This is a genomic window from Pseudomonas sp. NPDC089392 (assembly GCF_044749595.1).
In the GTDB taxonomy this organism is placed as follows: domain Bacteria; phylum Pseudomonadota; class Gammaproteobacteria; order Pseudomonadales; family Pseudomonadaceae; genus Aquipseudomonas.
In genome coordinates this window covers 186,194-202,057 of sequence record NZ_JBIVIF010000006.1, presented here as the reverse complement: position 1 = coordinate 202,057, position 15,864 = coordinate 186,194, and the positions used below count along the sequence as shown (strand labels likewise).

Sequence of the window (15,864 nt, the reverse complement as noted above, 5' to 3'; positions counted from 1 at the left end):
TTAGCGCTCCAGGCGAAATGTTGACTGTGTTTCATTGTCTTCGTCCAGTCCTTGGTTAGCACTGTAAGCTAGATACAAAGAGACATGGCCCTGATTGGATAACGTGTTCTCGAAGTGCAGGACCAAACCGGCAGCTACAAGGTGGCCAGTGGGGGCGATTGGGAATACATCCATTCCTTGAGCGTCACGAAACGTGCTTAAGCTTCCTGACCATTCGCTTACTCCCAATACGAAACCTGGCAGCAGCACTGTAAATTCGGCTGTTGGCTGAGGTGTGGCTACTTCGTTGTGCGTGATGGCAGTCCAGTTTGGCGGTGCCCAGTGATCGTTATCGTGCCATTGCGTGTCTACGCTGCTCACACCGAGTGATAGGGCCTGGTCAGCTGAAAGTAGTTTTGGCCCGTAGTGCTCGTTGTGCCAAGCTTTGATTTCCGCGTCCAACGAAGGGAATGCAGGCACCTTTTTTTCATAGTCCAATGTAATTTCAGGGCGGGCCTCGCCATCGTTATTGCGATTGCCGAAAATACTGCGGACTGCCCAAAATTCAATAGGGTTGTGGAGGTGTTCGTGGGCTTTGGCATGTAGGTAAAGCCCACCAGCAATAATTGCGACCCCTACGAGTACAAGCGCTGCTGCGGCCCATCCGGCGAAAGGCACGACTGAAGTTGCGCCAGCAACTGCAAGTCCAGCCTCAAGGACGACAGCAGAACCAACAGCCATGGTTAAGCCACCCGTCATCGTGTATGCAGCAGCCGCTACATTGCCGTTAGCTCTCTGACTCCTTGCCTTGAAAGCATCAGAAAGGAAACTAAATGCGATTGCCGGGTATCCTGCTAAGCGCGCGTAGAGATTACTGCTTAAAAACTTGATAATCCCGTTACCGAAGGCCATCCCTGGGGCGGTTGAACTTAGCCTCAGCATCACGGCTTTCTGCGTTGCCCGCACGCTCACCAGCGTCGCCGATGCCGCACCGATTACCCCGAAAATCGATGAAGCGAACCCCATCGTGTATTCCGGAGCATCGCTCTGCTGCACGCTGTTGTAGGCGGTCTTGAGCGAAATCACGTTGAACCACAACATACCCGCGTTCAAGCCACCGCCGATGCCCGATGTCAGCATCCCGAGGAAGTTGGGCTTCACGCGCGCGGTGGTGGTCAGTTCGATTGAAATAGTCCGGCTTCCCGAGATACGCAGTTCTTTCATCTCTTCAACCTGCGCCATGCCACTCTTCAAGTACTTCTGTACCTCCTGGCTAAACGGGTTTTCCGCGATGGCCTGCTCGGTGATCCGGTAGCGCGCCGCCAGCAGCCCCAATGCTTTCTCGGCATTGCCCTCACGCGCCGCCAACAGCACCTGCTGACGCAGGCCATGGCTGGCGTCCCAACGGGTCTGGCCGCGCAGGCGCTTGAGCACCACGGTACTGACCGCCTGGGCGGTGAGGTCGGTAATGCCGGCCATGGCCGGGAAGCGGCCGGCCAGGCCTTCGATCACGTTGTCGCTGGCGCCGAACAAGCTGCCGGTCGCATCCGCCTTGTCTTTGAACGGGTTGAACGGCGCCAGGGCGGTGTAGAGCGGGCTGTCGTGCTGATCCAGCCACTGCTCAAGGCGTTTGAGCCGCTGATCCTGTGCTTCGGTACCGGGCGCTGGCTGGCCCATCGGCTGAATCAGCAGCGCCAGTGAAATTTCCAGCCCACGGGCGGACGCGATTTCATCACGGTCGTAACAGGCCAAGGCCGCAGCCAGGCTGTAGGGGTTATCGACATGCTGGGGTTCGGCGGTGCCGAGCCAGGCGTCATGATCGTTGCTGGCTTGCAAGGCCTGGTTGCGCAACGCGATGATCCGACGTTCCAGCTCATCACGCTCGGTGAGGAAGCGCCGATACTTGGCGAGGTCGAGGCGCTGTGCCAGGCGGGCGCCGTTGGGGGAGTAGTCTTGATGGGTGAGCGCCTGGAAACGTGACTCGGACGGCGACAGGGCGGGGCCGCGGCGCTCGGTGCCAAGCCGGAACTCGGCGAGGTCCAGTGAAGGTGCATCCGCGGGGTACAGGCTTTCCAGCGTCTTGTTCAGCAGCATGGCTACCAGGTTGCGATGGTGGAAATCGCGGCTTTGCACGCTCAACTGCTCGGCATCCAGTTGGTAGCACGCCGGCACGTGCTCTTGTTCGGGCCCTGGTGCAGGCTTCGTGTGTTCCAGCTGCTCGGCGGGCATCAGGTCGCGCAGTTGGTGCTGGTAGGCCGATACCGTCAGGCTCAGGTCCAGGGCCATGCCTTCGGCATCGGCGAGCGCCACCACTACCGGTACCTTCGGCTGGGTGTAGGGGTAGTGGCGGCCGATGGCGACGAGGTTGCCGATGGGCAAGGTTTCGTTGATCGGGTCGCTGCTCCAGGTCAGGGGCATGCGCCATTCGGTGGGCTTGAAGTCTTCGACCCAGGTTTGCAGGGCACTGACCGGCAAGACATGGGGCTGGGTTGACGGCGCCTGGTTGCCGGTTATCAGCTCGGCCATGTCCAGCTGGCGCATATGCCGTTTGCGCAGGGCTGGCGAACCGGTGATACGAGCAGTCATGGCGTTGGTCCACAGGTGTGGGCTGTAGCCGATCCACACTTCCTTGGCGGTATCCGGGCAGGTGTCGGCCCACACCCAGCCCATGGTCCGGCTGGACAGGTAGCGATCACGCAGGTGGTAGTCGTCCAGCCCGCGGTAGCGCAGTTCCTTGTAAAGGCCGGCGCCGACGTACTCGTGAATGACCAGCTTCTCGCCCAGGGCGCCTTTCATGAACACGTAGACATAGCCCGGGCGCAGCGCGCGCAGGGTATAGGTGGAGTGTTGCAGCGGCCCGAAGCCTTGTTCCAGGTTGAAGCCTGCATCGGCATAGCGGCAGGCGGGCATGTCGCCGGTGCGTGGCACGATGGCATAGCGCACTGGCAGGATGGGGATGCGTGCACTGCAGGCGGGTCCGGAGGTGGCGCTGCTGACACTGGCGTCATTCATGGGCGGGCTCCTTGCTTTCGATCAAAGCGTGCAGTTCGCGAAGGCGACCTTGAGGTGACTCTTCGAGGTTGGTGTAGATCTTCCCGGCCTCTTCGTTGCTCATGAGCCACATGTGCCCGGCCATCAGCCTGATAAACTGCCCGGCGACTTCCTCGTCGCGAAAGTTGAGGGCTTTCAGTTGCGGCAGCAGGGTTTCAATCCAATGCCTGATATCGGCCAGCGTGTGGCTGTCGTGTTGTGGCAGGGCTAATACCTCGTGGGCCAGCGTGAGCACAAAGTGTTCGTGCATGCCTGCTTGCAGCCGCTCAAGTTCAAGCTTGCTCAGCAGTAACGGGGCTTGCGAAAAGGAGCGGGCAGAGGTCGGGCTGCGCTCAAGCGTTTTCCACTCGTGGGCCGGCCCCCAGTTGACTCGCCAGGCCAGCGAAGTCACAGGCCCGAGCCAGGTCGCCCGATGGTCGCCATCCAGCGCATCCAGCCAGGCTGCAAGGTGGTCCGGTTTGAACTGAAAAGTGGCCAGCCCCTGATCCGCAAGCGAGACCTGTACAAGGCTGGTGAAATGGTCTGCCAACTCGGCAAGGCCAGTATCGGCATCGAGCGCGATGGCGCCACCAATGGGCATCCAGGTGGAGATTGCATGGGCAAGCAGTTCGGGCGCGTCTGACACGTTTACCAGCAACGGCCCAAAGTCATAGCGGTCGTCGTCCACAGCGCTGCGCCGCCACAGCCACGCATGCTGGGTGTTACGGCTGACTTGATTGATAAGCTCAATCACCGAAGGGGCATAGGCCGGGACCAGCTCACCATTTTCGAGTATTTGAGATATTGGCCTATAGGCCCAGTACTCGATCGCGCGGGTCAGGAGCAGCAGAAAGCGCGCGCTGTTCCCGAAATGCGCGCCTGGCAGTGTGTTTGAGGCCGCTGTTTTCATCGGCCTGGCCCTCTGATGCAGCGGCAGTCGGGCAAGGGGCAGGAGCCATCGGGGCGGCGCCCGCACTGACGATCCAGGGGCTTGCCAGTGACCGGCGCGCCACTGATGGAAAAGGGGTTGCTTGCCCCACCGGCCGATTGGAGCAATTGGCCGTTGATACGTATTGTCGGGCTGTCCAGGGTGATGCCTGCTTCATCGATCTGGATGGAGCCGCCAGGCCCCTGGATGATCACAGCTTCCGCCGTGCGCAGCTCATAGCGGCGGGTGCGCCTGCGGATTTCGCCGCGGGCTTCAAGATCGGCATGGCCTTCGACCTGCTGCTCGAGGTTGCCGCCAATGCTTATGTGGTGATTGGCTGTGATCTGGTCGTGGCGGTGATTGCCGATGGTTTCAATACGGTCCTTGGCGATCTTGATGGTCTGGTTTCGACCTATTTCGAGAGCAGCGTCATGCCCAATGCTGACGCGCTCATCATTGCCGACCGTCTCGGTACGGTCATGGCCAATCAGAATCGACTCGTCGTTGTTGACCTGTTCCTTGCGGTCGTTGCCGACCTGGGTGGTCTCATCGTGCTTGACCACAATGTTCTGGTCTTTCTGGGCGTGGATGAAGACCTCTTCCTGGCCCAGTTCATCTTCAAAGCGCAGTTCATTGAAGCCATCGCCCTTGTGGGTCTGGCTTTTGATCGTCATGCGCGTCTTGTGCTGGGGCAGGTCGTAAGGCGGTAGCTGATCACCGCAGTACGTGCGCCCGGTAATCATCGGCTGGTCAGGGTCGCCGTTGACGTAGTGGATGATCACGTCCTGGCCGATGCGTGGAATAGCCATCGAACCCCAACTGCCGCCGGCCCAGCCTTGCGATACCCGTACCCAGCAGGAACTGAATTCGTTGCCCTGGCTCTCGCGGTCCCAAGGGAAGCTGACTTTGACCCGGCCCCATTCATCGCAATAGATCTCTTCACCACGCGGCCCGACGACGGTGGCCATGTGTGGCCCATCGACGCGAGGTTTGTCCAGAGGGGCAGGGCGCCACTCCGTTCTACCGGGGACAAGCTGTGCAACTTGAAAGTAGCGTGTGCTCTGATCGACGCCAGCGGCTTCTTCTTGCAGGCTGGTGAACTGGCTGCCTTCATGAGTGACCGTAGTGACTCGCCAATGCACGTTGAAATCAGCGCGCGGGTGGCCCGCAAGTGTAAAACTCAGGCCGGGCTGCAGGCGTGCATCGTCACCCTCTACTTCGGCGATACGTACATCGTGGCGTAGTGCGGTGATGCGGTTTTCGGTGAATGGCTTGCCAACGGCATCGCGCTTATAGCGGCCTGGGTAATCGAAGCATTCGTAGTCAGCAGACTGATGCTCCAGATAGCGGCCGGAGGCTCTGTGTTCCTGGCGGTAGGCAGGGTGGGTAAAGGTGTAGTCGCGTTGCACCTGGCGTGCGGTACGCACCTGTTCGCTGTAGCACAGGCGTCGCAAGCAGGGGGTTGCCTGGGCGCCACCGCTGTTGGATCGGTACAACACGCTGTAGGCGTTGGCGGGCTCCTCGTCGTTGGCAAAACCTTCATCCTCGTAGAGGGCGGAAGATGGGTGGCATGGGATGTTCCCGAATGTCAGTAGCCGGTCGGTAATTATGAGTTTGTGGTGTTTTTCAGTATGTTCAAAGCGGTAGACAAAGCCTTCTTCAGCCAAGAGACGAGCAAAGAAATCGTAATCGGTTTCTCCGGCCTGGACGCAGAACTCCCGAACCTGATGGTCGAAACCTTTGCCAATTTGGTATTGGCTAATGCCTTGGCGCATCAATATCAGCTCTAGAATTTGCGGGACGGTCTTTTGCTGGAAGATACGCCAGTTCGAACGTAGGTTGGCTCGTGCCAATTGCGGTTCGACGACTGCGCTATAGCGTGTGCGATGAGGGCCGCTATCGGCTTGCTTGAATGTGCTGATCAAGCCATGGACACGGCGCAGTGGTCGGTTTGCGCGCGAGATGGTGAACAATGCAGGCTTGTCGAGTAATTGCCCGAAGTCTACGTCGTGCTCATGGCTGATCAGCTCAAGCTTTAATTGGTAGTTGCTGCTGATACCTTCGTTTAATGTGAAAGAAACCACCTCGAAGGCTAATCGGCTGGCGAGCGGTTGAAAGCTGTAATACAGATCGGATTGGCTAGGCATGATAACTCCTTGTCCGCCGTCTGATGGTTTTCAGGTGTCCGGGCAGCGAGGCTGCCCGGAACATCCCATGCCTTAGGCGAATGCCTGGATTTCAGGATTTCTGCCAGTCATCGGACCCTTCAGTTCCGCAAATTTCGTGGCACTCAGTGATTTTTCGATACGAAAACCAAAGTTCTACCTCTTGATGTCGTGGCGTTGTTGTAATCTCTTGCGCGTGAGGCTGTTCTGTCCTCATTTTAATGATTGTCGCGTCTGTGAGTGTTGTCGTGTAATAGTGCTCGTTAGGGTTTTCGCTGGTGGCGCGGAATTGTTTGATTGTAACTTCCGGAAGCAGCTCTGCCTTGCAGATTGACTCCAGCAATAATGGCTTGGATTTGTTCGTTGTGAAGGTAACCTTGTACGGCCCATGCACGCGCTTGCCTGAAGGTTGGCCGTTTTGTGGGTCGATAGGCGTATTAATTTCGTGTTCAACTTTTTGTAACATGATTTCACTTTCGAACTCGGATTGGTAGATGTTGCCAATCGACTCCACAGTGCTTGCGCCTTCGCTGATATTGCCTTGCACTTTACCTGTGATTTTTAAATAAGCTGGTGATGCCATGATGTACTCCAGTTGCAGTGGTTATGCATGCCCTTTTAACGGGGCATGGCCATCGGGGGCGATGGGCTTGTTGACGAGATGGGTGTCTCGCTATTTTTTATAGAGGTGTTGTGCATGTAACGGATTCTTACTTTTGTAAAATGCCGTTCAGTGTTTCCAGAACCTCGGTGGTGATCAGGTGCAGGCGATAGCTGTAGATCCCATAGGCCACTGCCATGGCAAGAACGGAAATCACCAGAGGGCTCCACCATGGCCATATCCGAGTCATGCGGAAGTTTCGCGGGGCTACATTGGTGTAGGGGTCGCATACTTCTTCCGGGGTTGGCCCGCGCAACTCGCGAAGCATCCCGTGAAGTTGGTGAATGAGCGCTTTCAGTGTTTCTTCACCTTTCGGCGCAATGGCGTATTTGCCCTTCAGGCCCAGGCACAGCGCGAAGTACATGAACTCCAGTACGTCCTGATAACGCGCGGGTTCCTGCATCAGGCGGGACAGCACCGTGAAAAACTTTTCCCCACCCCAGGTTTCGTCGTGGAAGATGCTGAGCAGTGGTTCCTGGCTCCAGCAGCTGTTCTTACCCCAAGGCCTCTCCATCACCGCTTCATCAATGTACAGGCACAAGGCGTATGAATACGCCAACGTCTGGGCGGGCTCGTAGCCGTGTTGGCGCATTTCTTCCTGAATGTTTTCGATCTGGTTGCGCACTTTCCGGTGTACAACTTTGATGTTTGGCAACTCATCCAGCGTGCGCAGGCGTATGACCAGGCCGAACAGCGGGGCAGCAGCATCCAGCATCAAGTTGTCGTAGTTGCCCCGTAGCCTGAATTCCGGATCAGCCGGGTAGCCTTCATGAACGGGCTCAGGATTAGGCTTTTGCTCGGCGGCTGCGGACGTTGTCGAAGCGGGTGGAGCATTGGGTAATGGTGTCTTGAGCTTCGAGTGCAGCCGTGCGCCTTCGCCATTTGCGATATCGGTGGGTGCATTGTTGATCTCTTCCATGTTACTCACTCCGGATTGCCCAGAACTGCAGCTCAAGGCCAGGGAAGTCCCCCGCGATGTGAATACCGAAGCCGTTCGCCGACTTCATGCAAGCCCACGCCGGGTCGCGTCGATCGAGTTCGAAATAGCTGAAGCCTGCATGGAAGGGCAGATCGCGTGGTGCCACCGGTAATGGGGTCAAAGGGATGCCAGGCAGTTGCAACGGCACCAGTTCTTCCAGTGATTCGAGTGAAGTGACTTTGACCTTCTGAACGAACATCTGGCGTAGCACTTGAGGCGGCACTTGGGCACGGACAGCGACGATGAAATCGGCCACATCGATCAGCCGGCGGTCCTCCAGTGTGGTCGTCATCACGCCATAGGCCCGCGTTACCAGTGGCAGCGACACGGCGCGCGGTTGCAGCACCGTACTGAGTGCCCGACGTAGCGTGTCCTCCAGCGGCTTGAACGAAATGCGCAGTGCGGTGTGGTGATAGGCCGGGTAGTCGTGCGGCAGCCGGCTCTCATCAGTGAAGGTCACGAACTCGCCGCAAGCCTGGCTCATGCACAGGTAGAGCTGTTCGGGGTGTGTCTGGGCTTGTCTGGCCAGGTGCTGAAAACATGGCCACCAGCGGTTCATGGCTTGCAGCAGGTTGAAATCGCGGATGTCGGCGATGCCCGACTGGTTGGCACCGCCAATGCGTGCGGCGAGGTTGCGCGCCCGTTCACGTAGGGTATTGGTAATTTCTTCAAGGAAGCGTTGCAGCGCTGGCACTGCCCGCACCGACACGCAGGTGGGGTAGAACGCTTCATCCAGCTGCAGGCTGCCATCGGGGCGGCGTTCCAGAATGCGCGCCAAGGCCAGGCGGGTATAGGCGCTACTGTCGTCGGTCTGGCGTTTGAGTTGCAGGTTGGGGACGGCGATGTCGACCTGCGCCAGGTCGCCATCAGCGGTATGGGTATCTTTGACTTCCTGCGCCTGGGCAAGGTAGCGAAAGTTGGCGGCATTGTCGGGCCAGCTGACCTCTCGGCCACCCTCTGTACGCAATGGCAGGCATAGATATACCTCGCTGTTTCTTGAACCGTCATCGTCGACCTCCAGCGGTGGCGGGGGCGGAAGATCTGCGGGGATATCGAACACAGTGCCGTCCGGCATGACACCCCGTGCCCGGGTGATGGCGATTTTGCCCAGGCTCAGGTATTCGTCGTTCAACTGAAGTTCGCTGAAACCGTAAAAGGCAGCATTGAGGCTTCCAAGGCGTTGATGCAGGGCCGCTTCACTGGCCCGGGCCGCTTGCTGGAAATGCTGCGGTTTTACGTACAGGCCCTCGGGCCAGAGGACAGGGTTACGTGTACTCATGAGCACTCCGTGTCAGCGTGAGCAGGCGAAAAGGGCAGGGCTGGAGACGGCATCAGTCTTCCTCCTTGAGCAGCAGTTGCGTGTCGTTGAGCAGCACCGACAAAATGATCTTGTAGCCACGTGGGGGAATGCGCAGCACTTGGCGCCAGGTCGCGTTGTCCTGGTTTCGGTAGTCGCCGATCACTGCAACGAAGCGGGTCTCTGCCTCAATGGGTGCAAAGGGGATGAACTTGAACTGGCCGGGGCGCAACAGGTAGTCGTCATCACGGATGTAGGAACTGCGCAGGGCCTTGGCGGGGTCTTTGTCCAACAGCTGATAAACGCTATTACGTAGCAGTGAGTCGTCGCGTAACTGCAGGATCTTGATGGCCATGGGCGTAGCGACCGACTCTGTGGCCACGGTCGTCGTGTGCGGCAGAGTCAGCACTACCGTCGGGTCGTCGTAGCTGCCGGGCGTGCTCTCTTCCAGGGCGGAACGAGGCAGATTGCTGCCATTGTCCTCGTCCATCACGACAGGCGAGATTGCAGGAAATTGTTTCTGAAGGTATTCGAATAACGTCCCGACTTTTTCGGTCAGGGCCTCGGGGTCACCCGCACTCAGGCTGACAGCGTAAGGGCTGGGCTCCAGGGCGCTCTCATGCTCGGCGTCGACGTCGAGGCTGTTCGGGTTGCCGTTGAGGGTAGGGCTGGCATTGATGCTGAATGCAACCTCGGTTGGGTGATCCTTGGGCGGCCCAATGGGTAACGAATGATCCATGACCACTTGGCTCATTCTGCTCAGGGACGTGCACCCCGAAAGCCCGATCAACGCGGCCATAAGGGCGACTGCGAACGGTTGCTGCGTCATGAGCGTTCTCCTGATATCAGGCGCTGCAGCGGGTTCTCTCGCTTCAACTCCGCAGCCATCTCTGCATCCAGTGCCACCAAGGGATCCTTGCCTGGGGCCGTTTCAAAGATTGAGCAGATCTCCACGGCAGCCTGTGCGGTTGGAGGTTCGGCTTGCCACGCTTCGGCCGGAACATCGGCTATCAGCTGGTCGAGTACTCTCAGGCCGGGGTTGAACAGATCCGTCAGCGAGCGTGCATCGGTTTGTGAAAACTGAACCTGCAACCGATAGGCGCCGATACACAGTTGGTCGCCCTCAACAAGCCGCCTTGGCGTGAGTGCCCCCAGGCTGAGGGCGCTGTCGTTCAGGTAGGTACGGTTGCAGTGGTCTACCACGCAGAAGCTGCCCTCGATCCAGCGGATTTCGCAGTGGATGGGCGCAACGGTCTGGGCACGGTCATTGATCTGCCAAGTGGCCGCTGCGCTGCCGATGGTGCCGCCTGTGCTATCGAACTGGTGCCGAGCAGTAACGCTGTGCTGCAACTGGTCGAGGTTGGTGATGCTCAAGGTCAATGTACTCATGAGCGCCCCCGGAACCGCACGACGGGGCTGATCTGGCCGTGGCGATCGTTTACAAAGCTGGTCCAACCCAGATATGCACCTTGGCTACGGTGCAGGCAGAAGGGCGAAAGTGCATGTTGCTTCAGGCGCAGTTCCAGGTCGTAGGCCAGGCCATCGCGCAACAGGAAGTCGATCAGCGCGCGCAAGCGGCCAAAATTGATGCCGCTGGGCAGCAGATCGCGCAATTGCGCCTGGTCCAGTTCGCTGATCACGATGGTGAACTTGCTGCTGCGGGTACGCGTGCGGCTGCCGACCATGAAGGTGCGACCCAGTTCGCCGTTGCTACGGCCAAGGCATACGAGCTGCTTCGCTGAAACGGGTACTGAGCGCGTTTCGAATTCCCGGATCTGTACATGCTTGAGGTCGAAGCAATGGGCAATGATGCCGGCCACGGTCCCCGGTGCACGGCTGCGGCTGGCAATGACGCCAGCGAAGCTGAGCAATCGGCTCCACGGCAGTGCCGTATCCCCTCGCAGCTGTTTGTCGTTCAGGCCGAGCAGGGCAAAGATGTACTGTGAGAAACCATCGGTGGCACCGGGTTGAAAGCGGATGTAGTAGCGATATTTACGCCAGATACGGTGCAGCAGGCTGAGCAGGTAGTGATTGAAGAAGTCGAAAAATGCCGGGCGCACACCGATGCCCTGTGCATGCTCGTATGCCACTTGTTCAAGGTAATAGGAGGGCAAGGGCGAGTCGGTACCGTGCAAACCCATGAAGGTGGTGCACACGCGATAGCGCCGTTCTTCGCCGGCCATGCGTTCGGCTTTGTATACGTCCGAAACGGGAAAGGCCAGCCGTGGGTCGCTGGCGAGTCGCACGCGCAACCGGGTGGCCTCACTTGGCCAACGCGGTTCAAGGTCGTCACCGAATAGCCCATGCAAACGCTCCAATAGCTGGAAGAAGTTGTATTGGTGTGCTTCGGCGAGCAGCTTGTCGGCTAGATCAGCGGTTGTTTGCCGGTCTGGATTGGCCATGTGTAATGCTCGTTGTTGGTAGTGTTGATTACTTCCAGCTGATGGAAGGAATTGATGCTGGCGTACAGGGCAAAGAAGTGGGCGAGTACGCAGCTGAACAGGTACAAGTCGCCTTCGCAGAGGAAGGCAGCCTGGTCCAGCTTCAGCTGGGTGTGCAGGCCGCGAACGGGCTGCCCCTTGATCAGCCAATCCAAGGGAGCTGTGTGGATTTCGCGGATGCCGTCCAGTTGCTTGGCGGTGGTGCGTGTTTGCTGTATGTCGTGCAAGGCGACGAAGTCATAGGCACGGATGACCGCTTTCAGTGGCTCGACCGAGAGCAGCGACAGGTAGTTGAGCGACATGTTGGAAATCAAGGCCCACTGCAACTGGCCATCCAGCACCGGACGACAGGGTCGGGTGGGTGCGCAGATGTTGGTGTAGGTAGCCAGGGGCGGCGTGGCTTCGGTTACCACGTTGATGTCATCGACGCTCAACGCCAGCGGCAGGTCGCGGTTGCTGCAGGTCAGGTCGATGGAGGCCGTTTCCAGCTCACCGATGTACGCATTGGCATCGGCGCGCACGAAAGCAATGCGATGCGTGACGCCATCGCCGCTCAGTGAGTCTTCGAGTGTGTAGCGGTAATACAACGCCGTGCGCCCTTGGACATGTTCGATTTCGTGGGCGAACGACTCGAAGGGGCGGAAGGTTCTGAGGTGCTCGCCGGTGCTCCCGTCTGGCGTGGTACGGGTGCTGATAACCTCATCGACGCTGAAGATCTCGTAAGCCAATGGTTGTGCACCTTTGGGCTTGAGCTCGACCTGGGCAACCTCACTGGAAAGGTCGATGGGCTCGGCGCTGTGTTTGAACAGGTTGACTGCTGGTGTGCAGAACAGCCTGAAATCTGCTTTGCCAACACGCAGTGAATCAGGCAACTGGCGGGTGAAGTGGAACTCGATATCCACCTGCTGGCTTTGCTCCGCGGGCCACAGCCTGTCCAGCCCGGTGAGAGTGAAAAAGTGAAACCGCTGCGGGAAAATGAAGTATTCCTGCAGGATCCGGTAGCCATCGAATACGTTCTGCGGATAGGGCAGCAGGGCTTCGTCAGGGCTGAAGCCTGGAAAGGCAATGCTGCTGGCCGGCAACCGGCGAACCTCGCCATTGATGGTTACGCTGACATGCTTGAGGTATTGCGAGAGCCACAGGTACAGCGTGCGGGCGGTGCGGTGATCGCCACTCAGGTGAAGGTCGAGGCTGGCACAGCCCAAGGTATCCAGTGGTCGCTCAACCATGGTTTGAAGGCCGATGTGAACCACGGAACTGTCCAGGGTCTGTGTTGCGCCAACCGCGCCGATTTCGAACGGATGAATGTTTACCGCTGTGCAGGTGCGAAACTCACAGGCGACACCGTCCACGGGTTTTGAGAACAACCTTGAGCCTTTGGGGATTTGTTGTGACTGGCTGAGTGATTGCTTGCGCGGCGTGAACTGGATGTTCGTTACACTGGGCAGCGGCCGAAGGTAGTTGGGCCACAGCAACTGCAGCATGGGGTGCGTCAGCTCTGGCAGGTCGTCTTCCAGCTTGAGCCGTAACTTGGCCGTCAGGAATGCAAAGGCTTCCATCAGCCGTTCGACATCAGGGTCGCTCGCGCCGTTGCCAAGAAACCGGGCAAGTCGCGGATTGTCCTTGGCGAAGTCGTTACCCAGTTCATGCAGGTAACGCAGCTCTTCGCTGAAACGGTCCTTCAGAGACATGTCTCACCTCACTCGGGTATGGCGGTTGTGCCCGTTCACCAGAAGTTCCAGTTGCAGCTGCTCCGTGTGGTTGTTGACCTGCACCTGACAGTCCAGCCTGAAATGCAGCTCCAGCGGTGCGTGGCAATCCGGAACTGCTTTGAGCGCGCGCACCTGAATGCGTGGTTCAAAGCACTGGATAGTGCGACGGATATCAGTACTCACCTGCTCAAGCAGGTCACCGTTGCTTGCGTCATGCCCATTGAAATCAGCCAGGCCCAGCTCAGGGCTGCTCTGCGAGCAACCCTTGCGCGCGTTGAGCAGCGTTTCGAGGTGGCGTTTGATGGCGGCGAATTTGTGTGCTGCGCTCTCCTGCCGAGACGGCATCTGGGCGACTGTCGGATCCGCCATCAAGCGATCAAAGAAAGCACTCATTGCGTGTCGAGCCGCCCGACCAGAGAGATCTCGAAGTTTGCCCCCATGTATTTGAAGTGCGGGCGTACGGCGAGTGATACCTGATACCAGCCTGGATCACCGGCAACGTCCGATACCTCGACCTTGGCAGCGCGCAGCGGGCGACGGCTGCGTACATCGGCAGAGGGGTTTTCCTGGTCGGCGACGTATTGCTTGATCCACGTGTTGAGCTCGGACTCAAGGTCGCGTCGTTCCTTCCAGCTGCCGATCTGCTCGCGCTGCAGCACCTTGATGTAGTGGGCCAGCCGGTTGACGATGAACAGGTAGGGCAACTGGGTGCCGAGCTTGTAGTTGGTCTGTGCTTGCAGGCCTTCAGGGGTCTTGGGGAAGTTCTTCGGTTTCTGTACCGAATTGGCCGAGAAAAATGCTGCGTTGTCGCTGTCCTTGCGCATGGTCAGGGCGATGAAGCCCTCTTCGGCCAGCTCGAATTCCTTGCGGTCGGAAATCAGCACCTCGGTAGGGATCTTGGCCTGCAATTGGCCCAGCGACTCGTACAGGTGCACTGGCAGGTCTTCGACGGCACCACCGGACTGCGGGCCGATGATGTTCGGGCACCAGCGGTAGCGGGCGAAGCTGTCATTGATGCAACTGGCCAGCAGGAAGGCGGAGTTACCCCACAGGTAGTTGTCGTGTCGGCCAGCGATGTCTTCTACGTAATTGAAGCTCTCGATCGACTTTTCTTCTGGGTGGTAGGCAGAACGGAGCATGAAGCGTGGCCCGGTCAGTGCGGTGTGGCGGGCGTCTTCGCTTTCGCGGAAAGCGCGCCACTTGGCATGCCGTGGGCCGGCAAAGATGTCCTTGATCTCCTTGAGATTGGGTAGCTCTTCAAAGCTGCTGAGGTTGAAGAACTCCGGTGAGGGGGCCGCGAGGAAAGGTGCATGTGACATGGCGCCAACGGAGGCCATGTAACTGAGCAGTTTGATATCCGCAGAAGAGGGACCGAAGTTGTAATTACCGACCATGGCAGCAACCGGTTCACCACCAAATTGGCCATAGCCGGCAGTATAAACGTGCTTGTACAGGCCGCTGCATGTGATATCGGCCGCATTCTCGAAGTCATCGAGCAGGTCTTCCTTGTTGACATGCAAGACCTCTAGCTTGATATTTTCGCGGAAGTCCGTCCGGTCGACCAATAGTTTCAGGCTGCGCCAGGAAGACTCCAGTTGCTGGAACTGAGGCTGGTGCAGAATGGCATCCATCTGCTTGCTGAGGACCCGGTCCAACTCTGCAATCATCTGATCGACGCGATGTTTGTTGATAAGTTGATCTGGGTCATTGTCTTTGAGGACTTCGGCGATAAAGGCAGATACACCCTGGCGGGCAATCTGGTAGCCCTCCTGAGCGGGTATCAACTTGGTTTCTGCCATGATCTGGTCGAGTAAGGTAGCGTTGTTCAACGTTTCGCTCGTTGCATCAACGGTTGCAGTAGTGCTGCTTGGCTTCGGCATAGGGACGCTCCGTTGTCTCAGTCTTCTTTTGGCGCCTCAAGCACCAGGTCGAGTTCTTTGGCGAGTTGTCTGCGGGCGTTTTCGTCATTCAACAGGTGCTGCAGTTGTTTGCGGAATGCCGGTACGTTGCCCAGTGGGCCTTTCAGGGCAACCAGCGCTTCACGCAGTTGCAGCAGTTTGTTCAGCTCCGGTACCTGGCGTGCGATGCGGTCGGGCCCGAAGTCGTTGATCGACCTGAACTGCAGGTTGACCGCCAACTCGGCATCTGGGGCCGCGCTGAGCATGGAGGGCACGGACATATCCAGGCGCACCTCGGCGTCGTTCAGGACATTGTTGAATGTGTGCTTGTCGATGCCCATGACTGCACGGTCTTCAAGGGCGCGGTGGTCATCCAGGCCAAAGTCGCCCAGAACAAGCATCTTGTGTGGTAACTCTACTTCCGCCTGTTCATCGCTGGTGGCGGGTACATATTTGATGTTGATGCGCTCTTTGGGCGCTACGGAGCCGGAAGATTTGCTCATGGCCTCATATCCTTTTCTGTTTGCACTCTTTATGTAGGAAGCTTCCTACAAGTCTGCGCTTATCAATAAACGCATGACCGCTTCTGGTTTTCCTTGTGCGTAAAAACCATGCGCTTGAAGTGCGTTGTGAGTCGAGCGGTAAGATGTAAAAAAATATTTGTTTGTATTACCTGTTTGCGATGGACTAGTCTCTGGGCGCTTTCTCTCGGCTTGATGGTTTGAGTGTTGATGGGTGTGGCGGAATGAGTTTGTAGGAAAGTGCGACATGTCA

Annotated in this window: 13 protein-coding genes; all 13 read right to left on the bottom strand. The window is 58.1% G+C overall.

Annotated features, from left to right (window positions below; translation table 11 throughout):
* Nucleotides 1–2,991: a T6SS effector BTH_I2691 family protein gene (locus ACIP1G_RS08820; RefSeq protein WP_400735557.1), complete on the bottom strand. Its 2,991-nt coding sequence runs from the start codon at nucleotides 2,989–2,991 to the stop codon at nucleotides 1–3.
* On the bottom strand, nucleotides 2,984–3,919 hold the full coding sequence (locus ACIP1G_RS08815; RefSeq protein ID WP_400735555.1) for a DUF4123 domain-containing protein: 936 nt from the start codon (nucleotides 3,917–3,919) through the stop codon (nucleotides 2,984–2,986). Before ACIP1G_RS08815 ends, ACIP1G_RS08820 begins: the two co-directional genes overlap by 8 nt.
* The gene (locus tag ACIP1G_RS08810) at nucleotides 3,916–6,084 is read right to left on the bottom strand and encodes a type VI secretion system Vgr family protein (protein ID WP_400735553.1); all 2,169 of its coding nucleotides are present in this window, start codon (nucleotides 6,082–6,084) and stop codon (nucleotides 3,916–3,918) included. The genes ACIP1G_RS08815 and ACIP1G_RS08810 overlap by 4 nt, the downstream gene beginning before the upstream one ends.
* 91 nt (nucleotides 6,085–6,175) lie before the next feature.
* Nucleotides 6,176–6,685: an Hcp family type VI secretion system effector gene (locus ACIP1G_RS08805; protein WP_400735551.1), complete on the bottom strand. Its 510-nt coding sequence runs from the start codon at nucleotides 6,683–6,685 to the stop codon at nucleotides 6,176–6,178.
* A 127-nt stretch (nucleotides 6,686–6,812) separates the two neighbouring features.
* Nucleotides 6,813–7,682 (bottom strand): type IVB secretion system protein IcmH/DotU, encoded by an 870-nt coding sequence (gene icmH / locus ACIP1G_RS08800; protein ID WP_400735550.1) that lies wholly within the window; start codon nucleotides 7,680–7,682, stop codon nucleotides 6,813–6,815.
* A gap of 1 nt (nucleotide 7,683) precedes the next feature.
* Nucleotides 7,684–9,021, bottom strand: coding sequence for a type VI secretion system baseplate subunit TssK (gene tssK, locus ACIP1G_RS08795; protein WP_400735548.1), 1,338 nt, complete (start codon nucleotides 9,019–9,021; stop codon nucleotides 7,684–7,686).
* A gap of 52 nt (nucleotides 9,022–9,073) precedes the next feature.
* Entirely contained in the window at nucleotides 9,074–9,868 is a 795-nt protein-coding gene (gene tssJ / locus ACIP1G_RS08790) for a type VI secretion system lipoprotein TssJ (protein ID WP_400735546.1), read from the bottom strand.
* On the bottom strand, nucleotides 9,865–10,428 hold the full coding sequence (locus ACIP1G_RS08785; RefSeq protein WP_400735544.1) for an FHA domain-containing protein: 564 nt from the start codon (nucleotides 10,426–10,428) through the stop codon (nucleotides 9,865–9,867). The genes tssJ and ACIP1G_RS08785 overlap by 4 nt, the downstream gene beginning before the upstream one ends.
* A complete protein-coding gene (gene tssG, locus ACIP1G_RS08780; protein WP_400735542.1) occupies nucleotides 10,425–11,441 on the bottom strand; it encodes a type VI secretion system baseplate subunit TssG in 1,017 nt (338 codons plus the stop codon). The genes ACIP1G_RS08785 and tssG overlap by 4 nt, the downstream gene beginning before the upstream one ends.
* Nucleotides 11,405–13,171 (bottom strand): type VI secretion system baseplate subunit TssF, encoded by a 1,767-nt coding sequence (tssF, locus tag ACIP1G_RS08775; RefSeq protein WP_400735540.1) that lies wholly within the window; start codon nucleotides 13,169–13,171, stop codon nucleotides 11,405–11,407. The genes tssG and tssF overlap by 37 nt, the downstream gene beginning before the upstream one ends.
* A gap of 3 nt (nucleotides 13,172–13,174) precedes the next feature.
* The gene (tssE, locus tag ACIP1G_RS08770) at nucleotides 13,175–13,585 is read right to left on the bottom strand and encodes a type VI secretion system baseplate subunit TssE (protein WP_400735538.1); all 411 of its coding nucleotides are present in this window, start codon (nucleotides 13,583–13,585) and stop codon (nucleotides 13,175–13,177) included.
* Complete coding sequence (tssC, locus tag ACIP1G_RS08765; RefSeq protein WP_400735536.1) at nucleotides 13,582–15,072, bottom strand: type VI secretion system contractile sheath large subunit; 1,491 nt, start codon at nucleotides 15,070–15,072, stop codon at nucleotides 13,582–13,584. The genes tssE and tssC overlap by 4 nt, the downstream gene beginning before the upstream one ends.
* Nucleotides 15,073–15,089: 17 nt before the next feature.
* Nucleotides 15,090–15,593, bottom strand: a complete 504-nt coding sequence (gene tssB / locus ACIP1G_RS08760; RefSeq protein ID WP_400735534.1) for a type VI secretion system contractile sheath small subunit — start codon at nucleotides 15,591–15,593, stop codon at nucleotides 15,090–15,092.
* Nucleotides 15,594–15,864 lie beyond the last annotated feature (271 nt).